Annotated in this window: 15 protein-coding genes and 1 tRNA gene; 3 read left to right on the forward strand and 13 right to left on the reverse strand. The window is 67.3% G+C overall.

What is annotated here, in order from left to right; all coding sequences use genetic code 11:
• Positions 1–148: 148 nt before the first annotated feature.
• From G369_RS0122165 to oxc, 9 genes are all read right to left on the reverse strand, one after another.
• Complete coding sequence (locus G369_RS0122165) at positions 149–1,162, reverse strand: 2-dehydropantoate 2-reductase (protein WP_019656235.1); 1,014 nt, start codon at positions 1,160–1,162, stop codon at positions 149–151.
• 49 nt (positions 1,163–1,211) lie between these two features.
• Positions 1,212–1,997, reverse strand: coding sequence for a fumarylacetoacetate hydrolase family protein (locus G369_RS0122170; protein WP_019656236.1), 786 nt, complete (start codon positions 1,995–1,997; stop codon positions 1,212–1,214).
• A gap of 45 nt (positions 1,998–2,042) precedes the next feature.
• Positions 2,043–2,942 carry a succinate--CoA ligase subunit alpha gene (gene sucD / locus G369_RS0122175; RefSeq protein ID WP_019656237.1) on the reverse strand — a complete coding sequence of 300 codons (900 nt, stop codon included), beginning with the start codon at positions 2,940–2,942 and terminating at the stop codon, positions 2,043–2,045.
• Positions 2,943–2,976: 34 nt separating this feature from the next.
• Positions 2,977–4,155, reverse strand: a complete 1,179-nt coding sequence (gene sucC, locus G369_RS0122180) for an ADP-forming succinate--CoA ligase subunit beta (protein WP_019656238.1) — start codon at positions 4,153–4,155, stop codon at positions 2,977–2,979.
• 35 nt (positions 4,156–4,190) lie between these two features.
• A complete protein-coding gene (locus tag G369_RS0122185) occupies positions 4,191–4,508 on the reverse strand; it encodes an HAD family hydrolase (protein ID WP_019656239.1) in 318 nt (105 codons plus the stop codon).
• 236 nt (positions 4,509–4,744) lie between these two features.
• Positions 4,745–5,992: a formyl-CoA transferase gene (gene frc, locus G369_RS0122190; RefSeq protein WP_019656240.1), complete on the reverse strand. Its 1,248-nt coding sequence runs from the start codon at positions 5,990–5,992 to the stop codon at positions 4,745–4,747.
• On the reverse strand, positions 5,989–6,435 hold the full coding sequence (locus G369_RS0122195; RefSeq protein ID WP_026346543.1) for a PAS domain-containing protein: 447 nt from the start codon (positions 6,433–6,435) through the stop codon (positions 5,989–5,991). The genes frc (G369_RS0122190) and G369_RS0122195 overlap by 4 nt, the downstream gene beginning before the upstream one ends.
• A gap of 158 nt (positions 6,436–6,593) precedes the next feature.
• Positions 6,594–7,865, reverse strand: coding sequence for a formyl-CoA transferase (gene frc / locus G369_RS0122200; protein WP_019656242.1), 1,272 nt, complete (start codon positions 7,863–7,865; stop codon positions 6,594–6,596).
• Between the two features lie 33 nt (positions 7,866–7,898).
• Positions 7,899–9,728: an oxalyl-CoA decarboxylase gene (gene oxc / locus G369_RS0122205; RefSeq protein WP_019656243.1), complete on the reverse strand. Its 1,830-nt coding sequence runs from the start codon at positions 9,726–9,728 to the stop codon at positions 7,899–7,901.
• Positions 9,729–9,879: 151 nt separating this feature from the next.
• On the opposite strand from oxc, the gene G369_RS0122210 reads away from it, so the two are divergent.
• Positions 9,880–10,488 (forward strand): Crp/Fnr family transcriptional regulator, encoded by a 609-nt coding sequence (locus G369_RS0122210; protein ID WP_019656244.1) that lies wholly within the window; start codon positions 9,880–9,882, stop codon positions 10,486–10,488.
• A 225-nt stretch (positions 10,489–10,713) separates the two neighbouring features.
• Here G369_RS0122210 and G369_RS0122215 read toward each other — a convergent pair whose 3' ends face one another.
• The 4 genes from G369_RS0122215 to G369_RS0122230 all read right to left on the reverse strand — a co-directional run bounded on the left by G369_RS0122215 (position 10,714) and on the right by G369_RS0122230 (position 14,796).
• Positions 10,714–11,550 (reverse strand): cytidylate kinase family protein, encoded by an 837-nt coding sequence (locus G369_RS0122215; RefSeq protein ID WP_019656245.1) that lies wholly within the window; start codon positions 11,548–11,550, stop codon positions 10,714–10,716.
• A 19-nt stretch (positions 11,551–11,569) separates the two neighbouring features.
• Positions 11,570–13,102 (reverse strand): tripartite tricarboxylate transporter permease, encoded by a 1,533-nt coding sequence (locus G369_RS0122220; RefSeq protein WP_019656246.1) that lies wholly within the window; start codon positions 13,100–13,102, stop codon positions 11,570–11,572.
• 25 nt (positions 13,103–13,127) lie between these two features.
• A complete protein-coding gene (locus tag G369_RS0122225; protein ID WP_019656247.1) occupies positions 13,128–13,649 on the reverse strand; it encodes a tripartite tricarboxylate transporter TctB family protein in 522 nt (173 codons plus the stop codon).
• A 115-nt stretch (positions 13,650–13,764) separates the two neighbouring features.
• A complete protein-coding gene (locus G369_RS0122230; RefSeq protein WP_019656248.1) occupies positions 13,765–14,796 on the reverse strand; it encodes a Bug family tripartite tricarboxylate transporter substrate binding protein in 1,032 nt (343 codons plus the stop codon).
• A gap of 252 nt (positions 14,797–15,048) precedes the next feature.
• Here G369_RS0122230 and G369_RS0122235 point away from each other — a divergent pair.
• Together G369_RS0122235 and G369_RS36155 are read left to right on the forward strand one after the other, a co-directional pair.
• Positions 15,049–15,123: transfer RNA gene (locus G369_RS0122235), tRNA-Arg, on the forward strand.
• 113 nt (positions 15,124–15,236) lie between these two features.
• Positions 15,237–16,901: a methyl-accepting chemotaxis protein gene (locus G369_RS36155; RefSeq protein WP_019656249.1), complete on the forward strand. Its 1,665-nt coding sequence runs from the start codon at positions 15,237–15,239 to the stop codon at positions 16,899–16,901.
• Positions 16,902–17,081: the final 180 nt, after the last annotated feature.

Consider the following 17,081-nt stretch of genomic DNA (forward strand, 5'->3'; position numbering starts at 1 on the left):
ACCTCGGAACCTGTGGCCTTGCTCCCTCTTCCGCTGCGGAGAGGACTGGGGTGAGGACCGGCGACAGTGGTCGAGACAGGGCTGATGCGCAGGCCCTCCCCCTCACCCCTGCCCCCTCCCCGAGGGGAGAGGGAGAAAGACCCGCCGCTCATGCCGCCAGCTCGTGCAGCTTGACGCGACCGCGCTGGTCTTCCATCGTGCGCGCGAGCAGCTTCACGAGGCTGTAGACGGTGTCGATGTGCGGCGTCGGCGTCTCGGTGAGCCGGGCCAGTTCGACCACCGCGCCGACCAGCGCGTCGATCTCTGGCGCGCGGCCCGCTTCCACGTCCTGCAGCATCGAGGTCTTGTGCTTGCCGACCTTCTCCGCGCCGGCGATGCGCTTTTCGAGCGTCACGCGGAACTCGATGCCGAGCTTGTGCGCGACGGCCTGGGCCTCGCGCATCATCGCGGCGGCCAGCTCGCGCGAAGGCGGGTACTGGCAGATGTCGACGAGCGTGGAATGCGAGAGGCTGCTGATCGGGTTGAAGGTCAGGTTGCCCCACAGCTTGAGCCAGATCTCGGCGCGGATGTTGTCGAGCACCGGCGCCTTGAAGCCCGCACCGGTGAAGCAGGCCGAGACGCGACTCACGCGCTCGCTCGCCGAGCCGTCGAGCTCGCCCACCGGGAAGCGGTCGCCCTCGATGTGCCGCACCACGCCCGGCGCGACGAGCTCCGACGCGGGGTAGACCACGCAGCCGATCACGCGCTGGGCCGGGATCTTCGCCGCGACGGTGCCAGAAGGATCGACGCTGCGCACCGGCGTGCCTTCGAGCGTGCCGCCGTGCTTGTGGAAGTACCAGTACGGAATGCCGTTCTGCATGGTCACAACCACCGTGTCGGGCCCGAAGAGCCTGGGCACGTCGTTCGTCACGGCCTCGACCTGGTGGGCCTTCATCGCGAGCACGACGATGTCCTGCGGGCCCGCCTCGTCGTAGCGGTCGGTGGCCTTCACGTTGCGCGCTACCTGCTCCTCGCCCTCGGCCGAGACCAGCTTGATGCCGTTGCGCGATATGGCGTCGAGGTTGGCGCCGCGCACGATGAACGTGACGTCCTCGCCGGCCAGCGCGAGCTTCGCGCCAACCAGCCCGCCGATGGCGCCTGCGCCGATGATTGCAATCTTCATATCGTCGATCCCCAAGAGTTGAATTTCTTGCGCGACCCTTCGGCTGCGTTCAGCCGAAGCGGTTGCCGAGCTTTCCGATGCCGCCGATCTCGATCTCCACGAGGCTGCCGGGCTTCATGGAGCCGACGCCGACCGAGGTGCCGCAGAGGATCACGTCGCCGCGGTGCAGCGTCATGTCCTGCGAGATGAGGCTCACGAGCTGCTGCACGGAGAAGCGCATGTCGCTGATGGGGTAGTCCTGGCGCACCTCGCCGTTGAGCAGCGTGGTCACGGTCAGCGTGGCGGGGTCGAGGCCGGTGGCCACCACCGGGCCCATGGGGCAGAAGGTGTCGAAGCCCTTGGCGCGCACCCACTGCGCGAAGGAGGCGTCGCGATGGAGGATGTCGGCCACCGTCACGTCGTTGGCACAGGTGTAGCCGAACACATGGTCGAGCGCATCGGCTTCCGAAACGGCGGTGGCGGTCTTGCCGATGACGATGCCGAGCTCGCCCTCGAACACCACCTTGCCGTCGCACAGCGGCTTGCGGATGGGCCTGCCGGGCGCAAGGTAGGAGTTGGGCGTCTTCAGCAGGTACAGCGGCTCGGCAGGCACCGGCAGGTTCAGCTTGGCGCCGAGCGCATGGAAGTTGTTCCACAGCGCGATCACCTTGGTGGGTTCGGTGGGCGTGAGCAGCTGCAGCCCCGCAAGCGCGAACACGCGGCCCGTGGGCTCGGAGCTGGCGAACATGTCGCCCTGCCGCTCGTGCACCGCGTCGCCTTCGAGCGTGCCGAAGCCGATGCCGCCGGCGTGCTCGAAGCGGACCCATTTCTTCGTCTGTTGCTGCTGCTGTTCCATGTTGTTGTCGTCTTTCTGGATGTCGAGGATTCGGGTTCGCCGCGGTCAGTCGAACGGCAGGTAGTCGGGCACCACGAGCGAGGCGAGCAGCTTTCCCATCTCCGCCGGATTGCGCGTGACGTGGATGCCGCATTCCTTCATCACCGCGAGCTTTTCCTGCGCGGTGCCGCGGCCACCCGAGACGATGGCGCCCGCATGGCCCATGCGTTTGCCGGGCGGTGCGCTGGCGCCCGCGATGAAGCCGACCACGGGCTTGGTCATGTGGTCGCGGATCCAGCGGGCGCACTGCTCCTCGGCGTCGCCGCCGATCTCGCCGACCATGATCACGGCGTCGGTGCGCGGGTCGTCGTTGAACATCTTCAGCACGTCGATGTGCCGCAGCCCGCCCACCGGATCGCCGCCGATGCCCACCACCGTCGACTGCCCGATGCCGAAGCTCGCGAGCTGGCTCGCGGCCTCGTAGGTCAGCGTGCCCGAGCGCGAGACCACGCCGATGCGCCCGCGCTGGTGGATGTGGCCGGGCATGATGCCGATCTTGATCTCGCCGGGCGTGATGAGCCCCGGGCAGTTGGGCCCCAGCAGCAGCGTCTTGCGGCCCTGCATGCGGTGGCGCGTGCGGATCATGTCGCGCACCGGGATGCCTTCGGTGATGCAGATGACGAGATCGAGCTCCGCATCCACCGCCTCGTCGATGGCGGCTGCGGCGAAGGCCGGCGGCACGTAGATCACGGAGACGGTCGCGCCGGTCTGCGCCTTGGCCTCCTTCACCGTACCGAAGATCGGGATGCCGGCCATCGACTGGCCGCCCTTCAGCGGATTGACCCCGGCCACGAAACAGTGCCTGCCGTTGCCGTATTCGAGGCAGGCCTGCGTGTGGAACTGGCCCGTCCTGCCGGTGATGCCCTGCGTGATGACGCGGGTATGCCTGTCGATCAGGATGGACATGGCGCGGCCTCCATCGGCTTGGGGAATGGGCGCTTCATCGCCGGCGCTCCCAGTTGCCGGCCGCGCCGACGGCGCGCTGCGCGGCCTCGGCCATGTCGTCGGCGTTGATGATCGACAACCCCGACTGCGCGAGGATGGTCCGGCCCAGGTCCTCGTTGGTGCCCTTCATGCGCACGACCAGCGGCACCCTGAGGCCGGTCTCGCGCACCGCGTCGACCACGCCGTGCGCGATCACGTCGCACTTCATGATGCCGCCGAAGATGTTGACCAGCACGGCCTTGAGCCTGGGGTTGCGCAGCATCAGCCGCACGGCCTCGGCCACCTTGTCGGCCGTCGCGCCGCCGCCCACGTCGAGAAAGTTGGCGGGCTCGCCGCCGTAGAGCTTGATCGCGTCCATGGTCGCCATCGCGAGGCCGGCGCCGTTGACGAGGCAGCCGATGTCGCCGTCGAGCGCGATGTACGAGAGGCCGGCACTCGACGCCTCGATCTCCACCGGGTCTTCCTCGTCGAGGTCGCGCATCGCGGCGATGCCGGGCTGGCGGAAGAGCGCGTTGTCGTCGAAGTCGAACCTGGCGTCCAGCGCGATCACGCGGCCGTCGCGGGTGAGCACCAGCGGGTTGATTTCCGCCAGCGATGCGTCGCTGCCGTCGAAGGCCTGCCAGAGCTTCTGCATCAGCATGCGCGCCTGCGCCACCGAGCGGTCGGCGATGCCGATGCGCCGCGCGATGCCATCGGCATCGGCCACGCCAAGGCCGGCGAGGGGGTCGATGAAGAGCCGGTGGATCTTCTCGGGCGAGCGCGCGGCCACCTCCTCGATGTCCATGCCGCCTTCGCTGGATGCCATGAGCGCCACGCGCTGCGAATTGCGGTCGACCACGAAGCCGAGATACAGCTCCTTGTCGATCTCCACGCTCTCCTCCACCAGCAGCTGCGTCACGACGCGGCCCTCGGGGCCGGTCTGCGGCGTCCTCAGCGTCATGCCCAGCATCTGGCCGGCATGGCGCCGCACCTCGTCCACCGACCAGGCCGGCTTCACGCCGCCGCCCTTGCCGCGGCCGCCCGCATGGATCTGCGCCTTGACCACCCACGCGCGCCCGCCGATGCGGGCGGCGGCATCGGCCGCCTCGTCGGGCGAGCGGCAGACGAATCCGCGAGGGGTTGCCACGCCGTATTGGCGCAGCACTTCCTTGCCCTGGAATTCGTGGATGTTCATGGTCGGAAGGCGTTATTCAGCTGAATTGGAGAAATTCAGGCGCCGAGCTCGACGCCGTGGCTTTCGGCCCAATTGAAATAGCTCGACGAAGCCATTTCCCGCTTCTTGTGGATTTCCTTCTTCTGCTCGATGGCGAGCGCCAGGAATTCGGCGTCGTAGGCCTTCAGCAGGTGCGGCTGGTGGGTCTTCAGGTAATGGCCGATGCGCTCGTTCGCGTCCCGGCCCAGGCCCATCAGGCGGTCGTAGGTCTCGCCGTCCCAGTGCCAGCGCAGCCCCAGTTCGAAGAATGCGGCGTTGTAGGCATTGCGCTCGATTTCGTCGCGCCAGTATTGGGCGGGCGAATGGTTTTCCATGATCTTCTCCTTGAATGAATGCCGAACAGGTTGAATTGATCGAGAAATTCCGGCGAGTTCAAAATGTAGGATCGATGGACGATAAATAAAAATTAAATCAATTTATAAAAACCATTCGCCATGAGTTATGGATGGCGAACGCGCGAATTGAGATGCGCAGCAATCCTCCGTGCCGCCCGCGGGCGGCGCTGTCGCAAAGACTCGAAGATGAAAGGGTGGCGGGCCTGCGCCGCGCCTCAGATCACGCGCTCGGCCCGCAGGGTCTCAAGGTCGTCCGCGCTGTAGCCGAGCTGCCTCAGCACTTCCTCGGTGTGTTCGCCGAGCAATGGCGAACGCTTCACCACCGTCGGGCTGTCGGACATCTTGATGGGGTTGCCCACCGTCAGGTACTTCCCGCGCACCGGGTGGTCGACCTCGACGATGGTGCCGGTCTCGCGCAGCGATTCGTCCGCTGCGATCTCCTTCATCGAGAGGATCGGCCCGCACGGGATGTCGTACTCGTTGAGGATGTCCATGGCCTCGAACTTGGTCTTGGTCATGGTCCACTGCTCGATGCGCGCGAAGATCGGCTTCAGGTGCAGCAATCTCGCCGCCGGCGTGGCGTAGGCCTCGTCGGTGATCCAGCTTTCCTCGCCGATGACCTTGCACACGGCGGGCCACACGGCCGCCTGCGTGATGAAGTAGATGTAGGCGTTCGGGTCGGTCTCCCAGCCCTTGCACTTCAGGATGGAGCCCGGCTGGCCGCCGCCCGATGCGTTGCCTGCGCGCGGCACGGCGTCGCCGAACTTGCCGTCGGGGTACTGCGGGTACTCGTGCATGGTGCCGGTGCGCTCCAGCCGCTGCTGGTCGCGCATCTTCACGCGGCACAGGTTGAGCACCGCGTCCTGCATCGGCGCGAGCACCTGCTGGCCGCGCCCGGTGCTGTTGCGCTGGAAGAGCGCCGCCAGGATGCCGAGCGCCAGGTGCAGGCCGGTGCCGCTGTCGCCGATCTGCGCGCCGGTGACCAGCGGCGGGCCGTCCTCGAAGCCGGTGGTGGAGGCCGCGCCGCCCGCGCACTGGGCCACGTTCTCGTAGACCTTGCAGTGCTCGTACTTGCCGGGGCCGAAGCCCTTGACCGAGGCCACGATCATGCGCGGGTTGAGCTTCTGGATGTGGGCCCAGGTGATGCCCATGCGGTCGAGCGCGCCGGGCGCGAAGTTCTCGACCAGCACGTCGCAGGTCTTGATCAGGCTGTCGAGAACCTCCTTGCCCTTGGGGTTCTTGGTGTCCAGCGTGATCGAGCGCTTGTTGTGGTTCAGCATCGTGAAGTAGAGGCTGTCCGCGCCCGGAATGTCGCGCAGCTGGCTGCGCGTGGCGTCGCCTTCCCCGGCGCGCTCGACCTTGATCACGTCGGCGCCGAACCAGGCCAGCAGCTGCGTGCAGGTGGGACCGGACTGGACGTGGGTGAAGTCGAGGATACGGACGCCCTCGAGTGCTTGGCTCATCGACTGTCTCCTTCTCTGATCGTGGTGGCTTCGACTTCTACCAGACGTGCGCGAAGTTTGCGCTCCTCTGCGAAGCGGGCGGTCTCGTCGCGCACGATGGCGACGATGCCGGTGACCTCGCGATCGGCGGAGAACAGCATCGACACCGTGAAGGCGATCGACAGCGTGTGCCCGTCCTTGTGCAGGGCCGGCACGCGCAGCAGGTCGGCGCCGTATCTGGTGACGCCGGTTTCCATCGTCTTGTGATAGCCCTCCCAGTGCCTCTGGCGCTGCCTCTGGGGAATGATCAGGTCGAGCGACTGGCCGAGGGCCTCGGCCTCGCCGAAGCCGAAGATGCGTTCGGCCGCGCGGTTCCACAGCGTGATCGCGCCCATCGCGTCGCACACCATGATCGCATCGCCGGCGCCTTCGACGAGCTGCTTGAAATCGACATTCGCTTGCATGAGTGCCTCCGGCGCTTCGTTCAATCCAGGCCCGGCTCCGGCAGCAGCTTCCCCCAGTTCCAGGGACACCGCGGAACCGGCTCCGCCGGGCCGCAGGTGTCGCCCCCTGGAGGGGGGTGGCGCTGCCACACGAAGTGGGCAAGCCTGGGGGTGGGCTTCTACACTGCCTTGGCCGCGTGCAGGTTTTCGATCTGGTCCTTGCTGTAGCCCAGTTCCGCCAGCACCTCGTCGGTGTGCTCGCCCAGCAGGGGCGAGGCGGTGACCTCGGGCTTGAGATCGGAGAACTTGATCGGGCTGCCGATGGTCCAGTAGCTGCCGCGCTCCTTGTGCGGCACTTCGACGATCGAGCCGCTCCTGCGCAGCGATTCGTCGTGCAGCAGTTCCTTCATCGACAGCACCGGGGCGCAGGGAATGTCGTACTTGCGGAAGATGTCCACCGCCTCGAACTTGGTCTTGTCCTTGATGAAGTCCTCGATGGTGGCGAAGATCTGCTCGATGTGCGGCTGGCGGGCCTTGGCCGTCATGTAGTCGGGGTCGGTCTTCCACTCGGGCTTGCCCAGCGCCTCGCAGATCGGCTCCCAGGCGTGGCCCTGCACCGTGAAGTAGATGTAGGCGTTGGGGTCGGTCTGCCAGCCCTTGCACTTCAGGATCCAGCCCGGCTGGCCGCCGCCGCCGGCGTTGCCCCCGCGCGGCACGACCTTGTCCTCGAACGCGCTCATCTCGTGCGGGTACTGCGGGTACTCCTCGAGGTAGCCCACGTTGTCCAGCCGCTGCTGGTCGCGCATCTTCACGCGGCAGAGGTTGAGCACCGCGTCCTGCATCGAGCAGGCCACCTTCTGGCCCTTGCCGGTCTGCTCGCGCCCGATGATCGCCGTCAGGATGCCGATGGCCAGGTGCATGCCGGTGTTGGAGTCGCCCAGCGCCGCGGCCGAGATCGTCGGCACGGAGTTGCCGCCCTTCCACCAGCCGGTGGTGGACGCGGCGCCGCCGGCGCACTGCGCCACGTTCTCGTACACCTTCAGGTCCTCGTAATGGTGGCCTTCGCTGAAGCCCTTGACCGAGGCGACGATCATCTTGGGGTTCAGCTCCTGGATGCGTTCCCAGGTGAAGCCCATGCGGTCGAGCGCACCGGGGCCGAAGTTCTCCACCAGCACGTCGGATTCGCGGATCAGCTTCTCCAGCACGGCCTTGCCCTCGGGCTTCTTGGTGTCCAGCGTGATCGAGCGCTTGTTGCTGTTGAGCATGGTGAAGTACAGCGCGTCGACCTCCGGGATGTCGCGCAGCTGCGAGCGCGTGACGTCGCCCGCGCCGGGACGCTCCACCTTGATCACGTCGGCGCCGAACCAGGCCAGCAGCTGGGTGCACGCGGGACCGGCCTGCACGTGCGTGAAGTCGATGATCTTGATGCCGTTGAGGGGCTTGTTGCTCATTGGGATATCTCCTTGAATGAAACGGAACGCGGGTTACTTCTTCTTCGCCGTGGCGGGGTTCAGGCTCGTGATGCGGCCGCTCTCGGTGCCCGCCGTCTCGTCGATCACGGCGTTGATGAGGGTCGGGCGGCCCGAGGCGACGGCCTCGGCCAGGGCCTTCTGCAGCTCGTCGGCGGTGGTGGCGTGCACGCCGACGCCGCCGAAGGCTTCCATCAGCTTGTCGTAGCGCGCGTTCTTGACGAACACCGTGGGCGCCACGTCGGGCGTGCCGCTGGGGTTCACGTCGGTGCCGCGGTAGACGCCGTTGTTGTTGAAGACGATCACGCAGACCGGCAGGTTGTAGCGGCAGATGGTCTCCACCTCCATGCCGCTGAAGCCGAAGGCGCTGTCGCCCTCGATGGCGATCACCGGCTTGCCCGTGACCACGGCGGCGGCCACGGAGAAGCCCATGCCGATGCCCATGATCCCCCAGGTGCCCACGTCCAGGCGCTTGCGCGGCTCGTACATGTCGACGATGCTGCGCGCGAAGTCGAGCGTGTTGGCGCCCTCGTTGACGACGATGGCGTCGGGCCGCGCCTTCACCTGGTCGCGGATCACGCTCAGCGCGCTGTGGAAGTTCATCGGCGAGGGCCGCGCGGCCAGCGTGGCGGCCATCTTCGACAGGTTCTTGTCCTTGCGCTCGGCGATGGCGCCGGTCCACTCGGCCGGCGGCCTGGCCCACTTGGCGTCGATGCCGGCCAGCAGCGCGGCCACGCAGGAGCCGATGTCGCCGATCACCGGCGCCTCGATGGCGACGTTGCTGTCGATCTCGGTCGGCGCGATGTCGATCTGGATGAAGCGCTTGGCGCCCTTCTCCTGCGCCCAGGTCTTGCCCTTGCCGTGCGAGAGCAGCCAGTTCAGGCGTGCACCGATCAGCACCACCACGTCGGCCTCCTGCAGCACGTAGGAGCGTGCGGCGGCTGCCGACTGCGCGTGCGTGTCGGGCAGCAGGCCCTTGGCCATGGACATCGGCAGGTAGGGAATACCCGTCTTCTCGACGAGCGCGCGGATGTCGGCGTCGGCCTGCGCGTAGGCGGCGCCCTTGCCCAGCAGGATCAGCGGGCGCCTGGCGCCCTTGAGGATGTCGAGCGCGCGCTGCACCGCGTCGGCCGCCGGGATCTGGCGCGGCGCTGCATCGACCACCTTGATGAGCGAGGCCTTGCCGGCAGCCGCGTCCATGGTCTGCGCGAACAGCTTGGCCGGCAGGTCGAGGTACACGCCGCCCGGGCGGCCCGACAGCGCGGCGCGGATGGCGCGCGCGATGCCCACGCCGATGTCCTGCGCATGCAGCACGCGGAAGGCGGCCTTGCACAGCGGCTTGGCGATGGCCAGCTGGTCCATCTCCTCGTAGTCGCCCTGCTGCAGGTCGACGATCTCGCGCTCGCTGGAGCCGCTGATGAGGATCATCGGGAAGCAGTTGGTGGTGGCGTTGGCCAGCGCCGTCAGGCCGTTGAGGAAGCCGGGCGCCGACACCGTCAGGCAGATGCCGGGCTTCTGCGTGAGGAAGCCGGCTGCTGCGGCGGCGTTTCCGGCGTGCTGCTCGTGGCGGAAGGAGATCACGCGCAGGCCTTCGGCCTGGGCCATGCGCGTGAGGTCGGTGATCGGGATGCCGGGCAGGCCGAAGATGGTGTCGATGCCGTTGAGCTTGAGGGCATCGATGACCAGGTGGAAGCCGTCGATGGTCTCGCCCGCGGGCGCGCTGTCTTCCGTCACGCTCTTGAGCGCGCGCACCACCGCGTCGCCGTCGGCTTCACGGGTTTTCGCGGGCTTGAGGGCTTCGCTCAGCGTGGTGGTCGCCTCTTTCTCTGTTCTGACTGAAGACATGTCTCTCCTTCTGCATGGGTGAATGGCCGAGGTCCGAGCCGCGACTATGATTCGGGCCAAACTTTCGGCCGTTGACCTCGGTCAACTTTCCCGAAAACGGCGCAGCCCCCGATGAGCGGCGCCGGCAGCGAACTCGAGCAAGACGGTGACCATGACGACGTTGGAAAACCATCCGGAGAAGAACATCATTCGCGCCCAGCTGCGGCAGAACGTGCTTCTCAAGGACCTGAACGAAGCCGACCGCACCGAACTCGAGGCGCACCTGGTCATCGTCGACGGCAACAAGGGCGAGTTCCTGCTGCACCAGGGCGTGCGGGAGATGGAGCAGTACTTCATCCTCGACGGCATCCTCAAGCGGGTGGTGAGCAACCCGGAGGGCAAGGAGATGATCCTTCGCTTCGCCGACGAGAACGACATGGAGACGAGCTACGCCGCGCTGCGCCTGGGCACGCCCACGCCCTACGGCATCGTCTGCGTGACCAAGGCGCGCGTGGCGAGCCTGCCGCTGAAGGAGTGGATCGCCTTCCTGAACAAGCACCCGCAGACGAAGGAACTGTTCGAGTTCCTCGTGATGCGCGGCATGAGCGAGATCATGGCCCACACGATCACGCTGCACCTGCTCGATGCGGCGGGGCGCGTGCACCGGTTCCTGCGCAAGCATCCGGAACTGGTGGACCGGATTCCCAGCAAGGAGCTGGCTTCCTATCTGAACCTGTCGGCGGAGACGCTCAGCCGGTTGAGGAAGCGCGGGAAGATCTGAGCCGTCTTGCTCCCTCCTCCTCTGGGGGAGGGCCGGGGTGGGGGCACGGGGCGCTTCAAGGGCTGTCGGCGTATCTACCGCCCAGTGCCCCCATCCCGACCTTCCCCCAGAGGGGGAAGGAGCAAAGCCCAGGTCCGGTGCGCCGAAGCATCGCGCTGTCGATCGGTATTGGTCCCCTCTCCCGCTTGCGGGAGAGGGAGCAAGACCGAATCCGGAGCCCGGAGCTCAGGTCTGCTTCGCCGACGCAAACCGCCGCGTACTCGCCATCAGCCTCAGCTGGTTGTGCACGCCGCTCACGCCCCGGACCTCCGCCGCCACAGCCTCGGCCTGCGATCGCTCCTCGGAGTCCAGCACGATCCCGCGCAGCAGCAGCTCGCCCTGGTTCGCGGTGATGGTCACGTTGATGTCGCGCGTGGCCTCATGCTCCTTGAGCGCGGCGCGCACGCGGGCCTCGAGCGCCATGTTGGAGAGCTTCGTGCGCGAGGCCGGCGTTTCGGCGAACTCGGGGCGGCTCGCCATCAGCCTGATCTGTTCCACGCAGCTTTCCACCGAGAGCCGGTCGGTGTTGAGCACCAGGTCGTAGAGCACCGGGTCGCCCCAGGCCACGCCGAACTGTGCGTGCATTCGCGCGGCGTGCGCCTGGTCGCTGCGGCGGATCTCGGCTTCGGCGAACTCGGCGTCGTCGGTCTCGATATCGGCCATCAGCCACTCGACGCGATTCTTCATCGAGCGCGTGATGCGCACGCACACCACGTGCGGCACCGGCCGCAGCAGGCAGGTGGCGCCCCAGCCGCGCAGCACCACGTTGCCGCGCTCGGCCAGCGCGAAGAGCTCCTGCGCGGTGTAGAGCGCCACGCTGCGCCTGTCGGTGGTCAGGCGCTCCACCAACCCAGCCTTGCCGCTGCGCAGCCTGCCGATGAGGCTGGTGGAAACCTGCATCCGTTCCGCCACGTGCTCGATGACCTCGTGGCGCATCACGGCAAGGCCCAGCGTCTCGGCGAGCTGAAGCGAAACATCCTTCGCGAGGGAGCCCATCTCCTGGGTCAGTGCGATCACTGGCATGTGCTGGCCTCCTTCGTCATCAATCCACCGGCCGCTCGACCGCGAACTCGTCGGGCTTCTTCGGCTTCTTCACGAAGGCGAGCGCCCTGGAGATCAGCGGCCAGAACAGCAGCACCAGCGCGAGCGTGGTGATGGTGCCCACCAGCGGGTTCGAGAACATCACCATCACGTCGCCCTGCGACACCAGCATGGCCTGGCGGAAGGAGTCTTCGGCCTTGTCCCCGAGCACGAGCGCCAGCACCAGGGGCGCCAGCGGAAAGTCGAGCTTCTTGAACAGGTAGCCCAGCACGCCGAAGCCGAGCATGAACCAGATGTCGAGCATCGCGTTGTGCACGGTGTAGGCGCCGATCGCGCAGATCACGATGATCACCGGCGCGATGATCGAGAACGGAATGCGCAGGATCGATGCGAACAGCGGCACGGTGCTCAGCACCACGATCAGCCCGACGATGTTGCCGAGGTACATGCTCGCGATGAGGCCCCAGACGAAGTCCTTCTGCTCGACGAACAGCAGCGGCCCGGGCTGCAGGCCCCAGATCAGCAGGCCGCCCAGCAGCACCGCAGCGGTGGGCGAGCCCGGAATGCCCAGCGCGAGCATCGGCAGCAGCGCGCTGGTGCCGGCCGCGTGCGCGGCGGTCTCAGGCGCGACAACGCCTTCGGCCTCGCCGGTGCCGAACTTCGCGCCCTTCTTCGACATCTTCTTGGCCAGGCCGTAGGCCATGAACGAGGCCGGCGTGGCGCCGCCGGGCGTGATGCCCATCCAGATGCCGATGAGCGAGCTGCGGATCGAGGTCAGCCAGTACTTGGGCAGCTGCTTCCATGTCTGCCACACCACCTTGGGATCGATCTTCGCGCTCTTGCCCGAGAACTTCAGGCCCTCTTCCATCGACAGCAGGATCTCGCCGATGCCGAAGAGGCCGATCACCGCGATCAGGAAGTCGAAGCCGCGCATCAGCTCGGGTTGGCCGAAGGTCAGGCGCAGCTGGCCGGTGACGGTGTCCATGCCCACGCTGGCGAGCGCGAAGCCCAGCGCCATCGACGCGAGGATCTTGAAGGGCGAGCCCTTGCCCATGCCCACGAAGCTGCAGAAGGTCAGCAGGTACACCGCGAAGAACTCCGGCGAGCCGAACTTGAGCGCGAACTTCGCGACCAGCGGCGCGAGGAAGGTGATCATCACCACCGCGAGGAAGGCGCCCACGAAGGACGATGTGAAGGCGGTGGTGAGCGCCGCGCCGGCGTGCCCGTTCTGCGCCATCGGATAGCCGTCGAAGGTGGTGGCCACCGACCACGGCTCGCCCGGGATGTTGAACAGGATGGAGGTGATGGCCCCGCCGAAGAGCGCACCCCAGTAGATGCACGACAGCATGATGATGGCCGAGGTCGGCGACATCGTGAAGGTGAGCGGCAAGAGGATCGCCACGCCGTTGGCGCCGCCGAGCCCGGGCAGCACGCCGATCAGCACGCCGAGGATGATGCCGAGGAACATCAGGCCGATGTTCATCGGCGAGAGGATCACGTAGAAGCCCTGCATCAGGGCACTGAGTTCTTCCATTTCGCTTGTGCTCCTTGGGTCGGGTTCAGTAGCCGAGGAATCGAAGCGGATCGAGCGCGCCCTTGAAGAGCGGCACCTTGAACCAGACCTCGAACATGCAGAAGAAGAGCGTGTTCACGCCCAGCGCGGCGAACACGCTCTTGAACCACGCGTACTTGCCCAGCACCATCATGAAAAGCGCGATGTAGATCGCCGACGCCACGTAGATGCCGACGATGGCGATCGCCAGCACGTAGACCGTCGCCGGCACCAGCACCGAGAGCACGCGCCTGAGCTGTACGGAGTCGACGAAGACCGCGGTGTTGCGGCTCTTTCCCAGCAGCGACTGGTAGAGGATGCCCGCGCCCGAGATCGTGATGATCACGCCGATGAAGAACGGGAAGTAGCCGGCGCCCGGGCCGTCGGTGGTCCAGCCGGCGCCTAGCTTGCGCGCCTCGAACACCACCACCAGGCCGATGGCCAGCAGCGCGACGGCCACCGCCGCTTCTACGAGGTGGGTGGAGATGCCCGTGCGAGCCGGGCCCTCGGATGATTGTTCGTGCTCCATGGAGCCCCCATCGTGGTTGTGTGGAAGAAGAAAGAAAGGAAGGAAATCGGCGCGCACTCCCGGCGCACGCGCCCGCTGCCGCCGTGCGCGGCAGTCGTCGCCGGCCCGCGCCGACCTACTTGTTGCTCGCGAGGAAGCCCGCGTCGGACATCAGCGTGCGGTGCGCGGCCTCGGCCTCGGTGAGCCACTTCGCGAAGGCATCGCCGGTCATGAAGGTCGGGTTGAAGGCGCCCTTCTCCATGTATTCCTTCCAGTCCGGCGTGGCCGCGACCTTGGTCATCAGCTCCTTGTAGAAGGCGAGCTGGTCGGGCGTGACGCCGGGCGGCATGAAGATGCCGCGCAGCATCGTGTACCTGGTGGGCACGCCCGCTTCCTTGCAGGTGGGGATGTCGTTCCACGACTGCGTGTCGGTGACCTTGGCCTTGAAGGGCATGCGCTCGTCGTCGAACACGCACAGCGCGCGCAGCTTGCCCGCGCGCCATTGCGCCACCGCCTCGATCGGGTTGTTCACCGTCGACTGCACGTGCCCGCCCACCAGCTGCACCGCCACCTCGCCGCCGCCCTTGAAGGGCACGTAGATGAACTTGGTGCCGGTGGCCTTCTCCAGCGCCACGGTGATGATCTGGTCTTCCTGCTTCGAGCCGGTGCCGGCCATCTTGAACTTGTTCGGCCCCGCGGCCTTCACCGCGGTGATGTACTCGCCCGCGCTCCTGTAGGGATCGGAGGCGTTGGTCCACAGCACGAACTGGTCGAGCGCCAGCATCGCGACCGGCGTCATGTCCTTCCAGTTGAAGGGCACGCCCGTGGCCATGGGCGTGGTGAACAGGTTCGACAGCGAGATCACGATCTTGTGCGGATCGCCCTTCGCCTCCTTGACCGCGAGGAAGCCCTCGGCGCCCGCGCCGCCGGACTTGTTGACGACGATCAGCGGCTCCTTCATCAGCTTGTACTTGATGATGATGCCCTGCAGCAGCCGGCCCATCTGGTCGGCGCCCCCGCCGGTGCCGGCGGGAATCACGAACTCCACCGGCTTGGTGGGTTCCCATGCGAAGGCGGGCGCGGCACCGGTGGCCAGCGCCGCCGCGGCGGCAGTGGTGGCAAGAACGGCAGTCGCGCGGCTCAGGACATTCGAGGCGATCTTCTTCATCAGGTTGTCTCCTGTGTAGTGATTTCGCTCTTTTTTGTTCTTGAATCTGAGCAGAGATGCGAACGGGCACGATGGTGCGCGCCGCCGATTCGAGCCGGCTTGATCGCGGTCAACTTTTCGAAGATTTCGTATCGGGGTTAGCCCGCGATGGCGATGCGAGCGGGGTCGCGCGCGGGGTCGGCGGGAACCGGCATCGCGAACCCTATAAAATCGCGGGCGCACCACGGCTTTCGCCTCGTGCATCCCCATCCGGTCTTCGTAGTTCAATGGATAGAACGGGGTCCTCCTAAGACTCAGATACAGGTTCGATTCCTGTCGAAGGCACCACCCACCCGCCCCCCGCAACGGCTTTCGCCGCCCAGGCACGCCCTCTCACGCCCTGTTCTCCACAAGCGGCTGCGGGTCAACGCCCAGTCACACGCCCTCGGTCTAATCCGCGCGTGACTCCAGACTCCCACCTTCTCCTCCCCTCCCCCGGCGCCCGCAACATCCTCGGACGCCGGCTCCTTCTCACCTTCTCGGCCGTGCTGCTGCTGACCCTCGCGGGCTCCGGCATCGGCATCCGGTCGCTCGCCAAGGTCGACGAAGCCACGCGCGAGACCATCCAGCAGCGCGGCGTGTCGGAGCGGCTCGTGGCCGACGCCTACCGGCTGCAGGCGATCAATGCCGAGCGCTACAAGGCGATGGCGCTGAGCTCGGAGCCCGAGGTCGGCGAGATTCTTTCTGCGGACATCCGCGCGACCGCGGCCGAGTACGACGACTTGATCAGGCGGCTCGACCAGCGGCTGCACGACGAGTCCGACCGAGCATTGCTCGCTCAGGCCGACGCCGCCGCCAAGGACTTCGCAGGCGCCGTCAAGGAGCTGGTCGCCGCGCGCGACTCGGGCCTGACGGAGCGCATCCGCAATGTCTATGCGCAGCGCTTCCAGCCCAGCTCGGCGGCGCTGCTGGCCGCCGTGTCGAGGCTCGCCCGATCGCAGCGGCAGGCCATCGACACGGCCGGCGAAGACATCGCGCAGCTGAGCGCCTCGGCGCGCATCGCGCTGGCGGTGTTCAGCATCGCGGCCCTGCTGCTGGGCGGCGTGCTGGCACTGGGGCTGGTGCGCAGCATCGGCCGGCCGATCCGGCTGGCCAGCGAGACGGCCAGGCGTGTGGCGGGCCTCGACCTGCGCCGCGACATCGAAGGCCACTCCCGCGATGAAGCGGGGCAGATGCTGCAGGCGCTGGGCGCGATGCAGAGCGCGCTGCGCGAACTGGTGGTGCGCGTGCGCGAGTCGGTGCAGAACGTGCGCACCGCGGCCGGCGAGATCGCGCACGGCAACTCGGATCTCTCGGCGCGCACCGAAAGCGCGGCGGCCAGCCTGCAGCAGACCGCGGCGGCGCTCGAGCAAGTCATGCACAACGCGCGCGAGTCGAGCACGGCCGCGGGCGACGCCGAGCGCATGGCCGGCGCCGCGGCCGCGGTGGCATCTCAGGGCGGCGAGGCGGTCTCGCAGGTGGTGAGCACGATGCAGGACATCCGGCGCGAGTCGCACAAGGTGGCCGACATCACGGGCGTGATCGACGCCATCGCCTTCCAGACCAACATCCTGGCGCTCAATGCCGCGGTCGAGGCCGCGCGCGCCGGCGAGGCGGGGCGCGGCTTCGCCGTGGTCGCGTCGGAGGTGCGGCAGCTGGCCACGCGCTCGGCAGCGGCAGCGCGGGAGATCAGGAACCTGATCGACCACTCGGTGCAGCGCATCGAGGCCGGCACCCTGCTGGCCGACGACGCGGGCCGCACGATGGGCCGCATCGTCGCCTCCATCGGGCAGGTGGCCGACACGGTCGGCGCCATCACGGCGGCGACGCAGGCACAGGTGCAGGACATCGGCCAGATCAACGCCGCCGTCGCGCGGCTGGACGAGACGACGCAGAAGAACGCGGCCATGGTCGAGGAATCGACCGCCGTGTCGGAAAGCCTGCGCGAGCAGGCGCGCAACCTCGACACGCTCATCAGCCAGTTCGTGCTGCCCGGCGATGCGCCGCGCACTGCGCTGCCTTCGGCGCCGCGGCGCGACTACTCCCGCGACGTTCCGGTGTCGCCGCGCCTGCGGCCGGCGGGCTGAACCGAGGCCGCCCCGGGGCCCCCTGCGCCTCGGCCTTCGTTACGTCCTGACAAGGTAACGGCGCTACGTAACAAGCGCCGAAGCGCGCCCGCCGCAAGCCCCTGCGCGGGCGTCGGCCCGGCGGGAATCCCGATGTAAATCAACGACTTGCGCGCGCATCGCCCGCTCGGTGGCACCTGC

Origin of the sequence: Variovorax atrisoli 110B, from assembly GCF_000382045.1 — a bacterium.
GTDB classification, from domain to species: domain Bacteria; phylum Pseudomonadota; class Gammaproteobacteria; order Burkholderiales; family Burkholderiaceae_C; genus Variovorax; species Variovorax atrisoli.